The organism is Erwinia papayae, from assembly GCF_058241465.1.
Map to the genome: position 1 here is coordinate 1,198,862 of NZ_JBZCHT010000009.1, position 19,285 is coordinate 1,218,146.

General features: G+C 50.9%; 19 protein-coding genes and 2 tRNA genes. 13 read left to right on the forward strand and 8 right to left on the reverse strand.

Translation table 11 applies throughout. The features are described from left to right. Positions 1 to 81 precede the first annotated feature (81 nt). From AC3RPL_RS10505 to rnt, 4 genes are all read left to right on the forward strand, one after another. Positions 82 to 675, forward strand: a complete 594-nt coding sequence (locus tag AC3RPL_RS10505) for a TetR/AcrR family transcriptional regulator (protein WP_490740670.1) — start codon at positions 82 to 84, stop codon at positions 673 to 675. A 41-nt stretch (positions 676 to 716) separates the two neighbouring features. Then, positions 717 to 1,823, forward strand: coding sequence for an alkene reductase (locus AC3RPL_RS10510; RefSeq protein WP_490739977.1), 1,107 nt, complete (start codon positions 717 to 719; stop codon positions 1,821 to 1,823). Positions 1,824 to 1,990: 167 nt separating this feature from the next. Further along, the gene (gene gloA / locus AC3RPL_RS10515; RefSeq protein WP_490739978.1) at positions 1,991 to 2,398 is read left to right on the forward strand and encodes a lactoylglutathione lyase; all 408 of its coding nucleotides are present in this window, start codon (positions 1,991 to 1,993) and stop codon (positions 2,396 to 2,398) included. Between the two features lie 103 nt (positions 2,399 to 2,501). Continuing rightward, positions 2,502 to 3,158, forward strand: coding sequence for a ribonuclease T (rnt, locus tag AC3RPL_RS10520; protein ID WP_490739979.1), 657 nt, complete (start codon positions 2,502 to 2,504; stop codon positions 3,156 to 3,158). Positions 3,159 to 3,285: 127 nt separating this feature from the next. Here rnt and AC3RPL_RS10525 read toward each other — a convergent pair whose 3' ends face one another. Then, on the reverse strand, positions 3,286 to 3,624 hold the full coding sequence (locus AC3RPL_RS10525) for a Grx4 family monothiol glutaredoxin (protein ID WP_034936201.1): 339 nt from the start codon (positions 3,622 to 3,624) through the stop codon (positions 3,286 to 3,288). Positions 3,625 to 3,981: 357 nt separating this feature from the next. On the opposite strand from AC3RPL_RS10525, the gene AC3RPL_RS10530 reads away from it, so the two are divergent. Then, positions 3,982 to 4,788, forward strand: a complete 807-nt coding sequence (locus AC3RPL_RS10530) for a C40 family peptidase (RefSeq protein WP_490739980.1) — start codon at positions 3,982 to 3,984, stop codon at positions 4,786 to 4,788. Between the two features lie 39 nt (positions 4,789 to 4,827). Here AC3RPL_RS10530 and cydH read toward each other — a convergent pair whose 3' ends face one another. Next, on the reverse strand, positions 4,828 to 4,917 hold the full coding sequence (cydH, locus tag AC3RPL_RS10535) for a cytochrome bd-I oxidase subunit CydH (RefSeq protein ID WP_152542697.1): 90 nt from the start codon (positions 4,915 to 4,917) through the stop codon (positions 4,828 to 4,830). A gap of 281 nt (positions 4,918 to 5,198) precedes the next feature. On the opposite strand from cydH, the gene purR reads away from it, so the two are divergent. Further along, positions 5,199 to 6,224, forward strand: coding sequence for an HTH-type transcriptional repressor PurR (gene purR / locus AC3RPL_RS10540; RefSeq protein ID WP_490739981.1), 1,026 nt, complete (start codon positions 5,199 to 5,201; stop codon positions 6,222 to 6,224). Between the two features lie 105 nt (positions 6,225 to 6,329). Here the strand turns inward: purR and punR are convergent, their stop codons facing one another. Further along, positions 6,330 to 7,241 carry a DNA-binding transcriptional activator PunR gene (gene punR, locus AC3RPL_RS10545; RefSeq protein ID WP_490739982.1) on the reverse strand — a complete coding sequence of 304 codons (912 nt, stop codon included), beginning with the start codon at positions 7,239 to 7,241 and terminating at the stop codon, positions 6,330 to 6,332. A gap of 112 nt (positions 7,242 to 7,353) precedes the next feature. On the opposite strand from punR, the gene punC reads away from it, so the two are divergent. Then, the gene (gene punC, locus AC3RPL_RS10550) at positions 7,354 to 8,544 is read left to right on the forward strand and encodes a purine nucleoside transporter PunC (RefSeq protein ID WP_490739983.1); all 1,191 of its coding nucleotides are present in this window, start codon (positions 7,354 to 7,356) and stop codon (positions 8,542 to 8,544) included. Between the two features lie 290 nt (positions 8,545 to 8,834). Further along, complete coding sequence (cfa, locus tag AC3RPL_RS10555) at positions 8,835 to 9,983, forward strand: cyclopropane fatty acyl phospholipid synthase (RefSeq protein WP_490739984.1); 1,149 nt, start codon at positions 8,835 to 8,837, stop codon at positions 9,981 to 9,983. Positions 9,984 to 10,021: 38 nt separating this feature from the next. Here cfa and AC3RPL_RS10560 read toward each other — a convergent pair whose 3' ends face one another. After that, positions 10,022 to 10,672, reverse strand: coding sequence for a riboflavin synthase subunit alpha (locus tag AC3RPL_RS10560; RefSeq protein ID WP_490739985.1), 651 nt, complete (start codon positions 10,670 to 10,672; stop codon positions 10,022 to 10,024). Between the two features lie 295 nt (positions 10,673 to 10,967). Between AC3RPL_RS10560 and AC3RPL_RS10565 the strand changes: the two genes are divergently transcribed. From AC3RPL_RS10565 to AC3RPL_RS10585, 5 genes are all read left to right on the forward strand, one after another. Then, on the forward strand, positions 10,968 to 12,341 hold the full coding sequence (locus tag AC3RPL_RS10565) for an MATE family efflux transporter (RefSeq protein ID WP_490739986.1): 1,374 nt from the start codon (positions 10,968 to 10,970) through the stop codon (positions 12,339 to 12,341). Between the two features lie 136 nt (positions 12,342 to 12,477). Continuing rightward, positions 12,478 to 12,554 (forward strand) — tRNA-Val (locus tag AC3RPL_RS10570). A 4-nt stretch (positions 12,555 to 12,558) separates the two neighbouring features. Beyond that, a tRNA-Val gene (locus tag AC3RPL_RS10575) sits at positions 12,559 to 12,635 on the forward strand. A 465-nt stretch (positions 12,636 to 13,100) separates the two neighbouring features. Next, positions 13,101 to 14,513: a pyruvate kinase PykF gene (gene pykF / locus AC3RPL_RS10580; RefSeq protein ID WP_490739987.1), complete on the forward strand. Its 1,413-nt coding sequence runs from the start codon at positions 13,101 to 13,103 to the stop codon at positions 14,511 to 14,513. Between the two features lie 296 nt (positions 14,514 to 14,809). Beyond that, positions 14,810 to 15,046 carry a major outer membrane lipoprotein gene (locus tag AC3RPL_RS10585; protein ID WP_013201929.1) on the forward strand — a complete coding sequence of 79 codons (237 nt, stop codon included), beginning with the start codon at positions 14,810 to 14,812 and terminating at the stop codon, positions 15,044 to 15,046. Between the two features lie 524 nt (positions 15,047 to 15,570). On the opposite strand, the gene sufE is transcribed toward AC3RPL_RS10585, so the two are convergent. Genes sufE through sufC form a run of 4 tightly spaced genes read right to left on the reverse strand, consistent with a single transcriptional unit; the run spans position 15,571 to position 19,237 of the window. After that, the gene (gene sufE / locus AC3RPL_RS10590) at positions 15,571 to 15,993 is read right to left on the reverse strand and encodes a cysteine desulfuration protein SufE (RefSeq protein ID WP_490739988.1); all 423 of its coding nucleotides are present in this window, start codon (positions 15,991 to 15,993) and stop codon (positions 15,571 to 15,573) included. A gap of 22 nt (positions 15,994 to 16,015) precedes the next feature. Continuing rightward, positions 16,016 to 17,236, reverse strand: coding sequence for a cysteine desulfurase SufS (gene sufS, locus AC3RPL_RS10595; RefSeq protein WP_490739989.1), 1,221 nt, complete (start codon positions 17,234 to 17,236; stop codon positions 16,016 to 16,018). Continuing rightward, positions 17,233 to 18,516 carry a Fe-S cluster assembly protein SufD gene (gene sufD, locus AC3RPL_RS10600; RefSeq protein WP_490739990.1) on the reverse strand — a complete coding sequence of 428 codons (1,284 nt, stop codon included), beginning with the start codon at positions 18,514 to 18,516 and terminating at the stop codon, positions 17,233 to 17,235. Before sufD ends, sufS begins: the two co-directional genes overlap by 4 nt. After that, positions 18,491 to 19,237, reverse strand: a complete 747-nt coding sequence (sufC, locus tag AC3RPL_RS10605) for a Fe-S cluster assembly ATPase SufC (RefSeq protein ID WP_034936175.1) — start codon at positions 19,235 to 19,237, stop codon at positions 18,491 to 18,493. Before sufC ends, sufD begins: the two co-directional genes overlap by 26 nt. Positions 19,238 to 19,285 lie beyond the last annotated feature (48 nt).

Below are 19,285 nucleotides of genomic sequence, written 5' to 3' on the forward strand. Positions count from 1 at the left end.
AGCCTGACACAGATGAGCGGATTGTGCGCTGATAGCTGGCTTCGTTTGAAACAGACCGATCAGTCTGTTACCGTGACCGCGATGAAAACAACGCATTCTGACACCAGAGAACATATTCTGATAACCGGAGAACAGCTTTGCATCCAGCGAGGCTTTAACGGTATGGGATTGATCGAGTTGCTGAAAGAAGCAGGTGTGCCAAAAGGTTCCTTCTATTACTACTTCCCGTCCAAAGAGGCGTTCGGCGTAGCAATGCTTGAGCGTTATTTTGCACTTTATTACCAACGTTTTCGCGAATTTCTGGAAAATGATCAGGGCAATCAACGTCAGCGTATCCTTGATTATTATCAGCACTCTCTGGATATGTTTTGTCAGGAAGGTTTATTTGCTGGTTGCCTGTCCGTGAAGCTTTCAGCCGAGGTTTGTGATCTTTCAGAATCGATGCGCATTGCACTGGATACCGGTTCAAAATCCCTGATCTCCACGCTTTGTGCTGCGTTAAAACGCGCGCAGTTGCGGAGTGAGCTTCAGCTGACTCTGCCTGTCGAAGCCTGTGCCCAAAATATTTATTCATTGTGGCTGGGGGCCAGCCTGCAAAGTAAAATTTCTCGCAATATGACGCCGATGGCAAATGCATTGCTGGAAATTACACGCATGTTACCCCTGCCTGTTTAAAAAAAACCGTTACTAGCAGACCGGTCTACAAGGAGTGAAATATGGAATTTAAAAAGCTGTTTTCCCCGTTGAAAATAGGTGCCATTACCGTACCTAACCGCGTGTTGATGGCACCCCTGACACGCCTGCGCAGTATTGAGCCGGGTGATATTCCCACGCCGCTGATGGGGGAATATTATCGTCAGCGCGCCAGCGCGGGCTTGATTATTACTGAAGCCACTCAGGTTTCTTTCCAGGCTAAGGGTTACGCCGGTGCGCCGGGTCTGCACACTGCTGAGCAGATTGCCGCATGGAAAGCGATCAATGAAGGTATTCATCAGGAAGGCGGTCACAGTGCGGTTCAGCTTTGGCATACGGGCCGCATATCTCACACCAGCGTACAGCCCGAAGGCAAAGCGCCGGTTTCTTCTTCTGCCATTAATGCTGATACGCGCACCTCCCTGCGTGACGAAAACGGCCTGGCAATTCGTGAAGCGACGTCCACCCCACGTGCGCTGGAGCTGGAAGAAATTGCCGGTGTGGTCAATGATTTTCGCCAGGCTGTCGTCAATGCGCGCGAAGCTGGCTTCGATCTGGTTGAACTGCATTCTGCTCACGGCTACCTGATTCATCAGTTCCTGTCACCCGCTTCAAACCAGCGCAGTGATGCCTACGGTGGCAGCGTGGAAAATCGCACCCGCTTTGCTCTGGAAGTGGTCGATGCTGCTGTTGCAGCCTGGAGCAGCGATCGGATCGGGATACGTATTTCTCCGCTTGGTCCGTTTAATGGTCTGGATAATGGTGAAGATCAGGAAGCCGCAGCCCTCTACTACATTACTGAACTGGCGGAACGTAACCTTGCTTACCTGCATATATCTGAACCAGACTGGGCCGGTGGCAAGCCCTACAGCGAAGCTTTCCGCAAAGCAATCCGCGCCGTTTACCCTGGCGTGATTATTGGTGCTGGCGCTTATACGGCTGAAAAGGCCGAAGATCTGATCGAAAAAGGTCTGATTGATGCGGCTGCTTTTGGCCGCGTTTATATTGCCAACCCGGATCTGGTCGCTCGCCTGCAACAAAATGCGCCGCTGAATGAGCAACGCCCGGCGCTGTTCTACGGCGGCGGTGCGGAAGGCTACACCGACTACCCGACGCTGGCGCAAAAGTAAGCTCTCAGTACCGCGTTTTAACAACAGTGCGAGGCCGCGTAAAATGCGGCCTTTTCTGCTGTAAGTTCTTCCGCCTGAGCACTATGCCCGTTAACGCAGCAAGCGTTTCATCGCTATACTGTTTCGTTCCCGTCATCAGACGATGACGCTTTTATTAAGAGGATGCTATGCGCTTACTCCATACCATGCTGCGCGTTGGTGACTTACAACGCTCCGTTGACTTCTATACCAAAGTGCTGGGCATGCGCCTGCTGCGCACCAGCGAAAATAAAGAATATAAATATAATCTGGCGTTTGTCGGTTACACCGAAGAAAGTGAGGGTGCGGTTATTGAACTGACTTATAACTGGGGTGTTGACAGTTATGATCCGGGTAATGCGTACGGACATATCGCTCTGGGCGTGGATGATGTGGCAGCCACCTGCGATCGCATCCGTAAAGATGGCGGCAATGTGACGCGCGAGGCAGGTCCGGTCAAAGGCGGCACCACGGTGATTGCCTTCGTTGAAGATCCTGATGGCTATAAAATCGAACTGATTGAAAATAAACATGCGGGCCACGGTCTGGGCGCATGACCCTGCGGGATGCCACCGGCATCCCCTTTCCCCTTCCCATGCTGCAACGAATGACAAAATTTGCCATAATACGCGCTGCCATTTTTCCCCCTGTGAGATCCCGATGTCTGATTCGAACGAACTGAATAGCCTCAGCAGCCGTTTTCGCGGTTTTTATCCGGTAGTCATTGATGTGGAAACGGCCGGGTTTGACGCCAGAAGTAATGCATTACTGGAAGTGGCCGCCGTTACGCTGAAAATGGATCAACACGGCTGGCTGGAGAAAGATCAGACAATGCATTTTCATATTGAACCGTTCGAAGGCTCGGTGCTGCAACCAGAAGCTCTGGCTTTTAATGGCATCGATCCTCACAATCCACTCCGCGATGCGGTCAGTGAATACACAGCGTTAAACGCTATCTTTAAACTGATTCGTAAAGGTATTAAAGATCAGGGCTGTAGCCGGGCAATTATGGTGGCGCACAATGCCACGTTTGATCTGAATTTCGTTAATGCTGCCGCAGACAGAGCGGGTCTTAAACGAAATCCATTTCATCCCTTTGTGACCTTCGACACTGCTGCACTTAGCGGGCTGGTTCTGGGTCAGACGGTACTGGCTAAAGCCTGCATCGCTGCCGGTATGCCATTCGACAGTAGTCAGGCCCACTCTGCGCTGTATGACACCGAGCAAACAGCGGATCTGTTTTGCGAGCTGGTAAACCGCTGGAAACGTCTGGGAGGCTGGCCTCTGGCTCAGGCAGAAACAACGAGCAAGGAGTGACACTGTCACTTACATCGTGCGCTTTTATATGGCTTATTCAACAATGGCGGGAAAGCGTCATGGTTGCAGAGGTGTTTAAGGGCAGGAAACCGTTGTTTACCTGCCCTTTTTATCGCCCGGGAGTGGTTTATTCAGCCGGTGCTGCGGGATATTTTTGCGCCGTTTCTTTGATCAGCTGTTGCAGTTCACCACGCTGATACATTTCGATAATAATATCGCAGCCGCCAACCAGCTCACCATCAACCCACAGTTGAGGGAAAGTCGGCCAGTTAGCATATTTAGGCAGTTCAGCACGAATTTCCGGATTCTGTAGAATATCAACATAGGCAAAACGCTCACCACAGGCAGAAAGTGCCTGCACAGCCTGAGCAGAAAAGCCACAGCTCGGCAGTTTTGGCGAGCCTTTCATATAAAGCAGAATGGGGTTTTCTGCTATCTGACGCTCAATTTTCTCAACAGTACTCATAAATAGCTTCCTTCAGCGGATACTTCGTGTCTTATTATTGTAGCGATTATGAACCAACGTTAAAACGACATTTTATTCAGGGTAAAAGTCCACCAGGAAGATACCTGTTAACATCCTGATTAAAATACGATTACAAACACTTTTATTACCTGCACGCATAATCTGAGTACAAATGCTGCGCATTAACAGTGCCATTTAATGTCATTTTTACAGCTTTTACGTGTTATGCATTCCTGAAACAAAAAAGGTGTTAACTTTGACCAGGAAGTTCGATTAGAATCGGACTGTCAATCTGAAAGATATCCTAATTCAACCACGCTCCGGCCCCGGCGGGAGCATAAACTGCTAACGGTAACGATGCGTTTACTCATCACGCTTATCATGCTGGCTACAGCTCAGCTGTTTTTCAATATGGCGCACGCATCGCCCCATACCCCTGTTAATGCTAATCACCACAAAACTGACAGCAACACCACGGCACGAGAAGATGAACGGCGTAAGCGACGTCCGGTGAAAAGCAGTTCCAGCAAAGTAAAAGAAGTCAGTAGCAAAAAATCCCGTCTGACTGCGGTCAATAAATTCAAACTAAAAAAACGCAATACCGTCAGGGTAAATGTAACAACCGCATCAGTTAAAGAAACATTGCCGGTGTATAAAAGACGATATGGGCGCCATCACGGCAATACGGTAGTGCAGCCGGATGAGATGGCTTACAGTGTTGCCCCGCTGAAGCTCAGCAGAGCACACCGCGCCCGCTACCAGAAAGCACGTGAAACGGCGATGAACAAACTGATGGGCCAGCTGGGTAAACCTTATCAGTGGGGCGGAACATCGCCGAAAACCGGTTTCGATTGCAGCGGTCTGGTCTGGTACGCTTATAAAGATCTGGTGAAATTCAAAATTCCACGCACGGCCAATGAGATGTACCATCTGCGCGATGCGGCTTCGATCAGACGTGACGATCTCGAAAAAGGCGATCTGGTTTTTTTTCGTATAAATGGCCGCGGTACTGCCGATCATGTTGGGGTTTATCTGGGTAATGGTAAATTTATTCAGTCGCCGCGAACCGGCAAAGATATTCAGGTCAGCGCACTAAGCGAAGATTACTGGCAACGCCACTATATTGGTGCACGCCGGATGATGACGCCAAAAACTATTCGCTGATTCACTCTCAAGGCCGTTCCGGGGAGCGGCCTTATTTTTTCAGTGCAGCACTGCGGTGAAGCTGAATGCAACAATCATCAGTAAAGCGCCGATGGTTGTCAGTAGTGAAAATTTAAGATTGGTATCCATCTGTTACCCTCGATAACCACAGCGTTTATGGCGTCATTGATTTTCCCATAGTTGCCAGTAAAAATCTCGTTTTCTCTGCTCAGGCTTGTTAGAATTCTTACGCATTACTTCAGGTCACCGTATCGTTCATATTCATTTTCTGGCACAGACCTTTTCCCTTTCTGATGTCTCCGCAAGACACCGTATAGCTTTGTTAACAGACATCAGGTTTTTGTATTTGAAGCAATCGTTTAACAAACTAATTATCAGTAAGTTACGAGATATCCAGGAGTAGCGAGTTAATGGCAACAATAAAAGATGTGGCCAGACGTGCGGGCGTATCAACCACCACCGTTTCCCACGTTATTAATAAAACCCGCTTTGTCGCTGAAGAAACGCGAGAAGCCGTGTGGAGTGCCATCAAAGAATTACATTACTCTCCCAGTGCAGTCGCCCGCAGCCTGAAGGTGAATAACACTAAAACCATAGGCCTGTTAGCCACCTCAAGCGAAGCGCCCTACTTTGCTGAGATTATTGAGGCGGTAGAAAATTGCTGCTTTGAGAAAGGCTATACCCTGATTTTAGGTAATGCCCATAATGACCTGCAAAAACAGCAGGCCTATCTCTCTATGATGGCGCAGAAGCGGGTAGATGGTCTGTTGGTCATGTGTTCTGAATATCCTGCGCCGTTAATTACCTTACTGGAAGAGAGTCGTCATATTCCAATGGTAGTGATGGACTGGGGCGAATCGCGCGGCGATTTTACCGATACCGTACTGGATAATGCCTTTGAAGGCGGCTACCTGGCAGGCCGCTATCTGATCGACCGTGGTCACCGCGACATCGGAGTGATCCCCGGTCAGATGGAACGGAATACCGGAGGTGGACGCCATGCTGGATTCCTTAAAGCCCTTGCTGAAGCGGATATTCCGTTACGGGAAGAGTGGCTGGTTCAGGGTGATTTTGAGCCGGAATCCGGCTACCACGCTATGCAGCAAATCCTCTCACAAAAACAGCGCCCCAGTGCAGTGTTCTGTGGCGGTGACATTATGGCAATGGGAGCGATATGCGCAGCAGATGAAATGGGGCTGCGTGTCCCACAGGATATTTCGGTGATCGGGTATGATAATGTGCGTAACGCTCGTTTTTTTGCTCCTTCACTGACCACGATTCATCAGCCTAAGGAACAGCTGGGTGAAACCGCTTTTGCTATGCTGCTGGATCGTATAACCAGCAAACGTGAAGAACCACAAACAATTGAAGTGCACCCCACACTGATTGAACGTCGCTCGGTGGCTGATGGTCCTTTCAGGAAACACCGGCAATAATTCTTATACCGCCTCTGATGTCAGGGGCGGCCGCTTCACCAGCCACAGCTCTGACGTACAGAGCAGCGCCTGAACAGTAAAAACGGACATGGCAGACCGGTGGGTTTATATCTCTTCCGCAAGCCATTCGCTGTTCAAGGTGTCGGTATCTCCCAGATAATCCAGTAGCCAGCTCAACGCAGGTGAGGCCGTTTGTTCTGACCAACTCACACAGCAGGGGCTGTCAGGAAAAACCGTTTCCAGCTGCAAAACTTTGAGTGCTCCCCTGCTTATAAGGGGGCGCGAAAGATGCGCAGGCACCATTCCCACACATAATCCGGATAACAGACAGTCAATGCCGCTTTCCCAGTCTGGCACCACCATCCGGCGCTGATTATCCAGGGTCCAGGTCGTTCTTCTGGTTAGAGAACGGGAGGTGTCCTCCAGACCGAGAGAAGGCCATGCACGTATGCTCTCCTCACTGACCGGCCCCTGAAGCTGAGCAAGGGGGTGCCCGGCCTCTACCACGCAATGCCAGCCAAGCATTCCCATGCTGCGAAAAGCAAAACGTCCACCAACCGGAATAGCCTGAGTTGCCCCAATCGCCACATCCACCCGCCCATCTGCCAGCGCATCCCAGACACCATTAAATACTTCTGCTGACAGATGCAGTTCCATGTCGGGAAAATGTCGATAGAAATCAATCACCAGCTGCCGGGTTCTGGCTGGTTTGACAATGCAGTCCACGGCAATATTAATCTGACCGCGCCAGCCGTTGGCCACCTGCTGGCACTGACGTCGGGTGGCAAGCATTTTTTTGATAACAGCTCGTCCTTCCCTGACAAAAAAATGCCCTGCATCGGTCAGCACGACGTCGCGGTGACGTCTGACAAAGAGGGCGACAGCCAGCCACTCCTCCAGCTGGCGGACAGTATAGCTGATGGCTGACGGGACACGATGCAGTTCTGCGGCTGCAGCAGTAAAGCTGCCGGTCCTTGCTACCGCATCAACCACTTCCAGAGAGTGTTCTGACCACATAATCTGCCTGCAATATTTTTGAATACAAACCGCAAATATTACCGTTTCACAACCGCTTTGCCACCCCGTTACACTGCGCAGCGTTTTATTTACCTGACTGAAGAGTGCATCCATGTCATCAAAAGGATTTACCGTTTATCTTGCCCTGCTCAGCGTGTCCGGGTTTCTGGCCACCGATATGTACCTGCCCGCCTTTGGGGTGATGCAGCAGGATCTGAACACCAGTGCCGGAATGGTTGGGGCAAGCCTCAGCCTCTTCTTGGCAGGATTCGCCAGCGCGCAGCTGTTCTGGGGGCCGCTCTCCGATCGCATTGGTCGGAAACCGGTCCTGCTGATGGGATTAGGATTATTTGTTATCAGTTGTGCGGCAATGTGGTGGGTCAGCTCTGCCACTGCCCTGCTGGCATGGCGATTTTTGCAAGCCGTTGGCGTCTGTGCCGCTGCGGTAACCTGGCAGGCGCTGGTCATTGACCGCTACTCTGAGGCTCAGGCTAACCGCATGTTTGCCACCATTATGCCGCTGGTTGCCCTCTCGCCAGCACTGGCCCCACTGCTTGGTGCATGGCTGCTCAATCACTACACCTGGCGGGCAATTTTTGTTGTTCTGCTGCTGATCGCTTTGTGCCTGTTGCTTTTTACGCTGTTTCTTTCCCCTGCACCATCTGGCAGCACCCCCACGAAAAACGAGAAAATCCGTTTCCTGACCCTGCTGAAAACGCCGCTGTACAGGGGTAACGTATTGATTTATGCCGCCTGCTCTGCCAGCTTCTTTACCTGGTTGACTGCCTCCCCGTTTATCCTCACCGATCTGGGTATGTCACCCGGCGACATCGGTCTGAGCTATATCCCTCAGACGCTGGCCTTTATGCTGGGAGGCTATGGTTGTCGGGCACTGCTCAGGCAAGCTTCGGGTGCCACTCTGTTACCGTGGTTACTGGGAATATATGTATGCAGTATCCTTTTCTTTTTCTTCGCTGCCCGGATGGAAACACCGTCGGTAATGGCACTGATGTTGCCATTCTGTTTTATGGCTCTGGCTAATGGGGCGATTTACCCTCTGGTCGTCGCCAGCGCGTTACTTGCTTTTCCACAGGCCAGCGGCAAAGCTGCCGCCCTGCAAAATACTTTGCAACTTGGGTTATGTTGTGTCGCCAGTCTTATCACCTCTGGCTTTATCAGCACCCCGCTTCTTACCACTTCCGTGATTATGCTGGCTACGGTTTTTCTGGTCATTACTGGCTATATTTTACAGCGAACAACGGCAGCCCGGATGGCATTTTCAACCGCCAACAGCAGGCACTGAGCTCCAAAAATTACGTAGCAAGCTAATCATAAGCCATTGAATATTGCCGGAGGTGAGCATATACTTGTCTCCGGCTTAAAAAATAACAACTCTTTATCATTTTCGAATCCTGACAGGGTGGTCCAGGTTTCACTCTTCCATGACGCCTGCTGATACCCTGTAGGTTTCAATTCAATCCTCTGTAACTGCCGATATGCTGCGCACGGTAATTCTGTGCGTTTTCTCACAATCCTGTAGAAATTGACTATTCTGTTTCTCAGGTTTCAATCACACAGCGTGGTGGAGAAGCTATGAGTACATCCTGCATAGAAGAAGTGAACCTGGTAGAGAATCACTGGTATCGCATCGTCAGGGAGATGTTGCACGCTGCCGATATCACGATTAATGGCAGTCGTCCGTGGGACATCCAGATTAAAAACAGCCATTTCTTCAGGCGAGTTTTACAGGAAGGTTCACTCGGCCTGGGTGAGAGTTATATGGACGGCTGGTGGCAGTGTGAACGGCTGGATATTTTTTTTCATCGGGTCTTGCTGGCCAGACTGGATCAACAGCTTCCTCATCATCTCAGAGATACTTTGCGTGTTGCCGCAGCACGCCTGATCAATCTTCAGTCACCTAAACGCGCCTGGATAGTGGGTAAAGAACACTACGATCTCGGCAACGATCTTTTCACTCTGATGCTCGATTCCCACATGCAATACTCCTGCGGTTACTGGAAAGATGCCGAAACGTTGCAGGAGGCCCAGCAGGCAAAACTGAAAATGATTTGTGAGAAGCTTCAGCTTAAACAGGGTATGTCATTACTGGATATTGGCTGCGGTTGGGGTGGTCTGGCGGAATATGCCGCGCGTCATTATGGTGTCAGTGTTTATGGGGTGACCATTTCTGCTGAACAACAAAAGCTGGCGCAGCAGCGGTGCGAAGGGCTGGATGTCACAATTCTTTTGCAGGATTATCGCGACTTAAATCAGCAGTTTGACCGAATTGTTTCCGTCGGTATGTTCGAACATGTTGGCCCACGCAACTATGGCACCTATTTTGGGATAGTGAATCGAAATCTTAAAGCAGACGGCCTTTTTTTGTTGCATACCATTGGGGCTAACAGGACCAATGACAAGCTCGATCCATGGATTAACAAATACATCTTCCCTAATGGCTGTCTGCCCTCTGTACAACATATCGCCGAAGCCTGCGAACCCTGTTTTGTTATGGAGGACTGGCATAATTTTGGCGCTGATTATGATATGACGCTGATGGCCTGGTATCAGCGGTTTAGCGATAACTGGGCAAAACTGGCTGACAATTATGACGAACGCTTTCGCAGGATGTTCAGCTACTATCTGAACGCCTGTGCCGGCGCGTTCAGATCGCGTGATATTCAGCTGTGGCAGATTGTCTTCTCTCACGGGCAGGAGGGAGGGCTACGGGTTCCACACTGATCTCTGGCTGACAGGGCTGCCATCGTTGACAGCCCTGCTTACTGTTGTGGCGTTAACTCAGCAGCGGCGACGATTGCGGCTTCACGTTGTGCCAGAACGCGTTCGACAGTTTCCACAATCGCCTGGGTGTGAGGATCAATTTCAATGTTGACTCTTTCCTGCAAACGCTTGTTGCCCAGCGTGGTTCTTGCCAGCGTTTCAGGGATCAGATGCACACAGAATTTATTACTGGTGACTTCGCCCACCGTCAGGCTGATGCCGTCAATTCCAATAAATCCTTTATGCAGAATATATTTCATCTGCTGCGCATCCTGCGGTTTAAACCAGATTTCGCGGTTATTTTCTGAGGTCAAGATTTTACTGATTACGGCCGTCGTCATAATGTGGCCTGACATCAGATGACCACCAATTTCATCACTGAATTTTGCCGCACGTTCAACATTAATTTTATCGCCGGGCTTTAAATCACCGAGATTAGTTATGCGTAATGTCTCTTTGACCAGATCAAAGCTCACCTCATCACCATTGACCTCCGTCACCGTCAGGCAGCAGCCATTGTGAGAAACAGAGGCACCCAGCTCAAGACCTGGCAACATTTCTGCTGGCAGACGGACAATGTGGGTACGAAAATTAGGTTTCTCATCAATTGCCAGCACCACTGCGGTGCCCTGTACAATACCGGTAAACATAGTTATCGCCTCAGTCATATTATTCGGGTCTTAGTGTGCCCTGGCCGTGAAATAAAACCAAATGCTGTCCTGTTTTCTTTCGCGGCATCCTGCATGATCGGACTTCGCAACGGTTGGCTAATCACATTATCAACATTACACTGTCTCGCCTGCCCTGCTGCTGTTCGGCTAATCCGCTGATTTCATCATTAATTCATTGCGGCAAATGCGAATTCACCAGGACGCAGGGAGACGCATTCTCAGCGGATTACGCTGCTGGGTGGCATTTCTTTCTGATAACAATAAAGGTGTATTCGTGCAGAAGTACCTGACAGAAGCGCGGCAACTTTTGGCGCTGGCAATCCCGGTTATCCTTGCGCAGGTTGCCCAGACAGCAATGGGCTTTGTCGACACCATTATGGCGGGTGCCGTCAGCGCTACAGATATGGCTGCTGTTGCTGTGGGCACCTCTATCTGGTTGCCGACCATCTTATTTGCCCACGGTCTGCTGATTGCGCTGACTCCGGTGGTGGCACAATACAATGGTTCAGGCCGGCGTGAGCGCGTGGCTTATCAGGTCCGTCAGGCGTACTGGCTGGCGTTGTTCAGTTCTGTGCTGGTGATGGTGGTGCTGTATAACGCCGGATTTATGATCCGGGCTATGCACAACGTCGACCCGCAGCTGGCTGATAAAGCCACTGGCTATCTGCATGCTTTATTATGGGGTGCGCCCGGCTATCTCTGTTTTCAGGTCGCCCGTAACCAGTGTGAAGGGCTGTCAAAAACCAGACCGGGGATGGTGATGGGCTTACTTGGCCTGCTGGTCAACATTCCGGTTAACTACATCTTTATCTATGGTCATTTTGGAATGCCTGCGCTGGGCGGCGTGGGTTGTGGCGTCGCTACCGCGTCGGTGTACTGGATAATGTTTATCGCCATCAAGTGCTGGGTCAGTCGCGCACCCTCCATGCAGGATATTCGGCTGGCCAATCGTTACAGCCTGCCAGACGGCAAGGCACTGTGGCGCTTGTTCAGACTGGGTCTGCCCGTCGCCCTGGCGTTGTTTTTCGAGGTGACGTTATTCGCCGTGGTCGCCTTACTGGTTTCGCCGATGGGAATCGTCCAGGTTGCCGGTCATCAGATAGCACTCAACTTCAGCTCTCTGGTGTTTGTTTTACCCCTCTCAATGGGCGTTGCCACCACCATCAGGGTGGGTTTTCGACTGGGACAGGGGTCAGTGGAAGGCGCACGGGTGGCCAGCTGGACTGCGCAGGGCGTAGGTGTCTTCATGGCACTAACCACTGCCCTGTTAACGGTGGCATTCCGTGAAAAAATAGCCCTGCTTTATAACAATGATCCCGAAGTCGTGACCCTGGCGGCGCATCTGATGCTGCTCGCTGCGCTTTATCAGTTGTCAGATTCTGTACAGGTGATTGGTAGCGGTATATTGCGAGGCTATAAGGATACCCGATCCATTTTCTTCATTACCTTTATTGCCTACTGGCTGCTGGGCCTGCCGGTTGGCTATGTGCTGGCGCTGACAGATTTTATTATTCCGGCCATGGGACCGGCAGGTTTCTGGACAGGCTTTATTATTGGTCTTACTGCGTCGGCATTGATGATGATATGGCGTATCAGGCGGCTACAAAAGTTGCCTGCGGCGCAAATCCTGGCACGCGCAGCGCACTAATTTTCAAAGGTATGTTTAAAATTGCTGCATTTCGCACAGTTGCGCAGCAGTCGCCACGAAAAAAGCGGATTTATGCTTGCCAGACGAGATGGCTGCCGTTAATATTCGTCCCCGCTGTCAGCAGGACAGTTCAGATGCGTTCTTAGCTCAGTTGGTTAGAGCACCACCTTGACATGGTGGGGGTCGGAGGTTCGAGTCCTCTAGAACGCACCACAGTGCGTCCGTAGCTCAGTTGGTTAGAGCACCACCTTGACATGGTGGGGGTCGGTGGTTCGAGTCCACTCGGACGCACCAGATTTTCTGTAGTTCAACAGAATCTCTGTCAGCCTCATTCCCGACCTTTTTATTGTGGCGCTCAGGGCATCCGCTGCTGATTTCGACAATAATCTCTGTCTTTCCCCGATTTTATCTGTAATTTTTTCCCGCAACAAACTGATCTGAAACAACCTTTCTACTTTCGCCCTGCAACCTTTTTCATTGGTTTTCGCAGTCTGAACGACTATAATGCGCAACGTTGTTTCACATGAATGGTTTCAGCGAATGCTTGATCCTTTTACAATATTGATAGCTCATTGCGTTACGCTATATTGCGTTCGCACTGAAACCGCGTTACAACTTCCTCTGCACGCTTTTCTACTGTCACCCGTTCTTATTCTGTATCGCAGTTCGCCGTTCAGGCAAAAAATTCTCTCCCGGCGCGACACACCAGGCTCCGGAACCGCGTTTTCCAATCCATCATAACTTAACAGATAACTCGTCATGAAAAAGACCAAGATTGTTTGTACCATCGGACCAAAAACCGAATCGGAAGAAATGCTCACCAGCCTGCTTGATGCAGGCATGAACGTAATGCGTCTGAACTTCTCTCACGGTGATTATGAAGAGCATGGCAAACGCATTGCAAATCTCCGCGCCGTGATGGCTAAAACCTCACACCAGGCCGCTATCCTGCTGGATACCAAAGGTCCTGAAATCCGTACCATGAAACTGGAAGGTGGCAATGATGTCACACTGAAAGCAGGTCAGACCTTTACTTTCACCACCGATCAGACGGTAACAGGTAATCATGAGCGCGTGGCGGTAACCTACCCCGGTTTCGCCTCCGATTTGAAAATTGGTAACACCGTGCTGGTTGACGACGGTCTGATTGGCATGGAAGTCATTGAGGTCAGCGAAACTACCGTCGTATGCAAAGTGCTTAACAACGGTGATCTGGGTGAAAACAAAGGGGTGAATCTGCCTGGCGTTTCCATTCAGCTGCCGGCACTGGCTGAGAAAGACAAACGTGACCTGATTTTTGGTTGCGAGCAGGGCGTTGATTTTGTTGCCGCATCTTTTATCCGTAAACGTTCTGACGTGCTGGAAATTCGTGAGCACCTGAAACAGCACGGCGGCGAACATATTCAGATCATTTCCAAAATTGAAAACCAGGAAGGTCTGAACAATTTTGATGAAATTCTGGACGCCTCCGACGGCATCATGGTTGCCCGTGGTGACCTGGGTGTGGAGATCCCGGTAGAAGAGGTCATCTTCGCCCAGAAAATGATGATCAAAAAATGTAACCGCGCTCGCAAAGTGGTGATCACCGCTACGCAGATGCTGGATTCTATGATCAAAAATCCTCGCCCTACCCGTGCTGAAGCTGGCGATGTGGCTAACGCCATCCTTGATGGCACCGATGCCGTTATGCTGTCAGGTGAAAGCGCCAAAGGGAAATATCCACTGGAGTCGGTGACCATCATGGCCACCATTTGTGAACGCACCGATCGTGTTATGAAAAGCCGGATTGATTCTCAGCACGACAATCGGAAAATGCGTATCACCGAGGCGGTGTGCCGTGGCGCAGTAGAGACAGCGGAAAATCTGGAAGCCCCTCTGATTGTGGTGGCAACCGAAGGTGGAAAATCTGCCAAGTCTGTACGTAAATATTTTCCTGGTGCCACTATCCTTGCACTGACCACCAATGAACTGACAGCACGTCAGCTGATCCTGAGTAAAGGGATTATTGCCAGCGTGGTGAAAGAAATTGCCTCTACCGACGATTTCTACCGTCTGGGTAAAGAAGCTGCCGTTGCCAGCGGCTACGCGCAAAAAGGTGATGTGGTGGTGATGGTTTCAGGAGCCCTTGTCCCGAGCGGAAAAACCAACACTGCTTCTGTTCATTTGCTGTAAGTCAGATTATTACAGATTGTCATAAATCAAGCGCCCGTCGTGGCGCTTTTTCAATTTCTGAAAAAACCAGATTGTAGATAAAATAAGCGCTGCAACCCGTCTGAAAATTCAGACTGGCCCGATTAAAATCAGCTGTTTTCGCTTAAAATTTTGCCGAAAATGTGAAAGGCGATGCTTCTTTGAGCGAACGATCAAATTTCACAGGCTTCTTACTAAAATTTATTCTCTTTAGAAAAAACTTTGTGTAATACTTGTAACGCTACATGGAGATTAACTCAATCTAGAGGGTATTAATAATGAATCGTACTAAACTGGTACTGGGCGCGGTAATTCTGGGTTCAACTCTGCTGGCTGGTTGCTCAAGCAACGCTAAAATCGACCAGCTGTCTACCGACGTTCAGACTCTGAACGCTAAAGTTGACCAGCTGAGCAACGACGTTAACGCAATGCGTTCTGACGTTCAGGCTGCTAAAGATGACGCAGCTCGTGCTAACCAGCGTCTGGACAACCAGGCTCACTCTTACCGTAAGTAAGAGCTCTGGTACTGAAAATGGCGCACAATGTGCGCCATTTTTTTTCCTGTTTTTTCCTGCTTTCTGTCAGCTAAATGTTACGAAGGCGTCAAATCCGGTTCTGCTGCTTTTAATTCGCTATCTTAAAGACTGTATAAGCGTCCTGAATCCCCTTAAGCAGTGGCGATGACCATTCGGCATACCACCACACACACGGGACATCTGAACTGGCCTGTTCGTAGACCCTACCGCTGAAAACGCTCTTATACCCGCCATGGATAAATCGGCTTAGTCTGAGGCAACTCAGTGCTCAGCTCATTACAGAGATAACCGTCAGACTCTACTCTGCGCCTTCTCAAGGCCCTCTTCGGATTATTAGTAGAAAACCTTTAAATCGCCCCACCATCTCATCCGGATGCTGTCAGAACTGAAATCTCTGACGGTGGCGAACTCAGGTGCGTAGAGAGGGTTTGTGCGGATGTCTCATATCAAGACAGGAAACTCCCCACCAGCAAGGCGGGAAGTCTGAAGGGAAATGGGGTAAGTTAGTGTGCGCTGAGTGCCTGAGCTTTAGAACGAATGGCACGGATCATCGCTTCCAGCCCCTGAGAACGGGAAGGTGTCAGATGCTGGCTAAGCGCCAGTTGATCAAACCAGGGGCGGACGTCAAATGCCAGAATCTCGGTCGGCGTCATCTGCTGATAAAGAATAAAGACGATGGCAATCAGTCCTTTCACAATTGCTGCATCGCTGTCTCCCTGAAGAACAACGCGATTTTCCTGATCCACATCCATAAGGATCCATACCTGGCTCTGACAACCTGAGATGGTATTCTCCGCAGAGTGTGATGATTCAGCCAGTTCGGGCAATAACGCACCCAGTTCAATGATATAGAGATATTTCTCTTCCCAGTCAGCGCAACGGCCAAAGTTACGAACCAGTTTTTCTTTCTCTGGCAGACGTGCCATTTTTCCTCCTCTGCTTCCAGGCTCAGCCCAGCAGACGATGTATGCGTGTCAGGCCGGCCGCCAGGCGGTCAGCCTCTTCTTCGCTATTATACAGAACAAAGGAGGCGCGGCACATTGCCGGGACGCCATAGTGATTCATTAACGGCATGGCACAGTGGTGACCGGTGCGGATGGCAAGACCGTAACGGTCGAGAAAGCTACCCACATCATATGCGTGATGTTGACCGAGGTTAAATGCAATGACCCCTGCTCTGGCCTGCGGGCCATAGATGAGCAAATCGGGCACCTCTGCCAGTCGCTCCATCGCGTAGCGCATTAACACCTGCTCACGCTGCCTGATAGCCTCCAGACCCAGTTCACTGACCCAGTGCAGAGCCGCACCCAGACCAATAATTCCACCGGTATTGGGCGAACCGGCTTCAAAACGCCACGGTGCGGCCGCATAAGTCGTGCCTTCGGTCAGGCTGACCGTGGCGATCATTGAGCCACCGCCTTCCCAGGGTGGCATCTGGTCAAGTACGGCTTTACGACCATACAGAATGCCAATTCCGGACGGGCCATAAATTTTATGCCCGGAGAAGGCATAAAAATCACAGCCCAACGCCTGGACATCCACCTTTTCATGCATCACCGCCTGCGCGCCATCAATCAGCGTGGCCACGCCAGCCGCTTTGGCATACGCCACCAGCTCTTTAACCGGGTTGACCGTGCCCAACACGTTTGAAACCTGAGTGACCGCCAGCATCCGGGTACGGCTGTCGATGAGTGTCGGCAGCGCTGAAAGATCCAGTACACCCGTTTCCGTCAGAGGAATAAAACGCACTTCAGCACCGGTACGCTGTGCAACCATCTGCCAGGGCACGATATTCGCGTGATGTTCCATCGCGGTAATCAGGATATTATCGCCCGGCTGCAACTGGCTGCCACCCCAACTGCTGGCTACCAGGTTAATCGCTTCAGTGGTCCCTTTGACAAACACGATCTCTTCCGCCGAGGCCGCGTTGAGAAACGTGGCAGCCTGCTCACGCACTTTTTCCATCTCTGTGGTGGCTTCTGCACTGAGAGTATGGATCCCACGGTGAACGGCGGCATAGCCATGCTGATAGAAGCGGCTCTCCGCATCTATCACCGCCTGTGGCTTCTGGGCACTGGCCGCGCTGTCCAGATAAGCCAGCGGCTGACCATTCACTTCCCGCGATAAGACGGGGAATTGCGCCCTGATGCTCGCCAGGTCAAAACTCATTTAATGCCTCCGGGGAAACGCTGTGCAATACGCTGCATCACCGCCTCCTTCAGTACTTCATCGGTAATAGCTTCGGTTAATTCTGCGGCAAAAGCATAGATGATCATGCGTTGAGCAGACGCTTCGCTGATACCACGGGCACGCAGATAAAACATCTGCTCATCGTCAATACGGCCAATGGTCGCACCGTGACTACATTTGACATCATCAGCGTAGATTTGCAGCTGCGGCTTAGTGTCCACCTCTGCCAGACGACCCAGCAGCAGGTTGTTGTTGGTCATCTGTCCGTCGGTTTTCAGCGCATACTTTGCCACTTTGATATGGCCGTTAAACACCGCGCGGGCCTTATCGCGCACGATGGTTTTATGCATCTGACGGCTCAGGCAGTGGCCTTTGTTATGCTCCAGATAAGTGCGGCTGTCACAGACCTCTTTCTCTACCGGCAGCATCAGACTGTTGATACCCAGCTCGCTGCCTTCACCATTCAACTGCACGCTGGTGTTATGACGAGCGAGGCCGCTGCCCAGCAGGAAGCTGTCGCTCTGTACCCTGGCGTCACGTCCGATCACCATGTCATTGTGCGAGAAGTGATAGCTGCTGCTGTGTTCAAAAGCCAGCTTGTAGTGGTTCAGCCTGGCGTTATTACCAACGCTGGCGGTAAAGCGTGCGCCGGTAAAGTGCCCCGTCTCATTAAGGCTGACGTAGTGCTCAACCACCGTTGCCTGCGCGCCATCATCCAGTTGCAAATGATGACGATAATGCGAGGTATTCATTTCCGACTGATGACTGCCGCTGCTGATGTGAAGTATGTACAGCGTGCGTTCAGCGGTCTTACCACGCGCCAGGTGGATGGTGGTGACCTCTTCCGCCAGGCTTTCCGTCAGGTGTAAAAACACCTCTGGCTGCACTGGCGCACTCAGTTCACGGCGTTCTGCCGCATGGGAAACCTGAATATCAAAGGGCGCGAAGACGTTATCACTCAGACCGGCATTGAAGCGGCCATCAACAAACACCATTTTTAACGCATCAATATTCAGCGCCACTGCCGCAACATCTGCGGCAGTAAGGCTGGCGGCAGTCGGCAGGACGAAATGCTGAGACAGCAGCCCTTCCAGCGGCGTGTATTTCCAGTTCTCATGCTTGCGGGTCGGCAACCCCAGGCGCAGCACCTGCTGCCAGTGCTTTTGCGCCTGTAATGAGCGATGCTCCCCACTGCTCTCAAACAGATGGTGCCACTGTTGCAGGGCGTTATCACTACTCCTGGTCGGTAAGCCAGCCATAGCCTTGCTCCTCCAGTTGTTTCACCAGCGTGAAGTCGCCGGACTTGACGATTTTGCCCTGATATAACACATGGACGAAGTCAGGCTTGATGTAATCCAGAATACGCTGGTAGTGAGTCACAATGATAAATGCCCGTTTACCGTCGCGCAGGGTGTTAACCCCACCGGCAACAATTTTCAGCGCATCAATATCCAGGCCGGAGTCGGTTTCATCCAGAATGCACAACTCAGGTTCCAGCGCAGCCATCTGAAGGATGTCATTACGTTTTTTCTCACCGCCAGAAAAACCGACATTCACCGAGCGGGTCAGTAAGTCTTCCGGCATTTTCAGCAGATGGATTTTATCTTCGATAAAGTCCTGGAAATCGAACCGGTCCAACTCTTCCTGGTCACGGTATTTACGCACCGCATTGACCGCTGTTTGCAGGAAGAACTGATTGCTTACGCCAGGAATTTCGACCGGGTACTGAAAGGCCATAAAGATGCCTTCACCGGCACGATCTTCCGGCGCAAGTTCCAACAGATCTTTACCCTTAAAGCTGACTGAACCGCCAGTAATTTCATACTCTTCGCGACCAGCGAGGGTGGCCGACAGGGTACTTTTTCCGGAGCCATTGGGTCCCATAATGGCATGTACCTCGCCCGGCTTAACCTCAAGATTCAGCCCGCGCAGGATCGCTTTATCTTCAATACTTACCTGTAAATCTTTAATACTTAACATAGTGTTTCCCGGGCAATACCATGCGGTATTGCACTGAATAATCATATG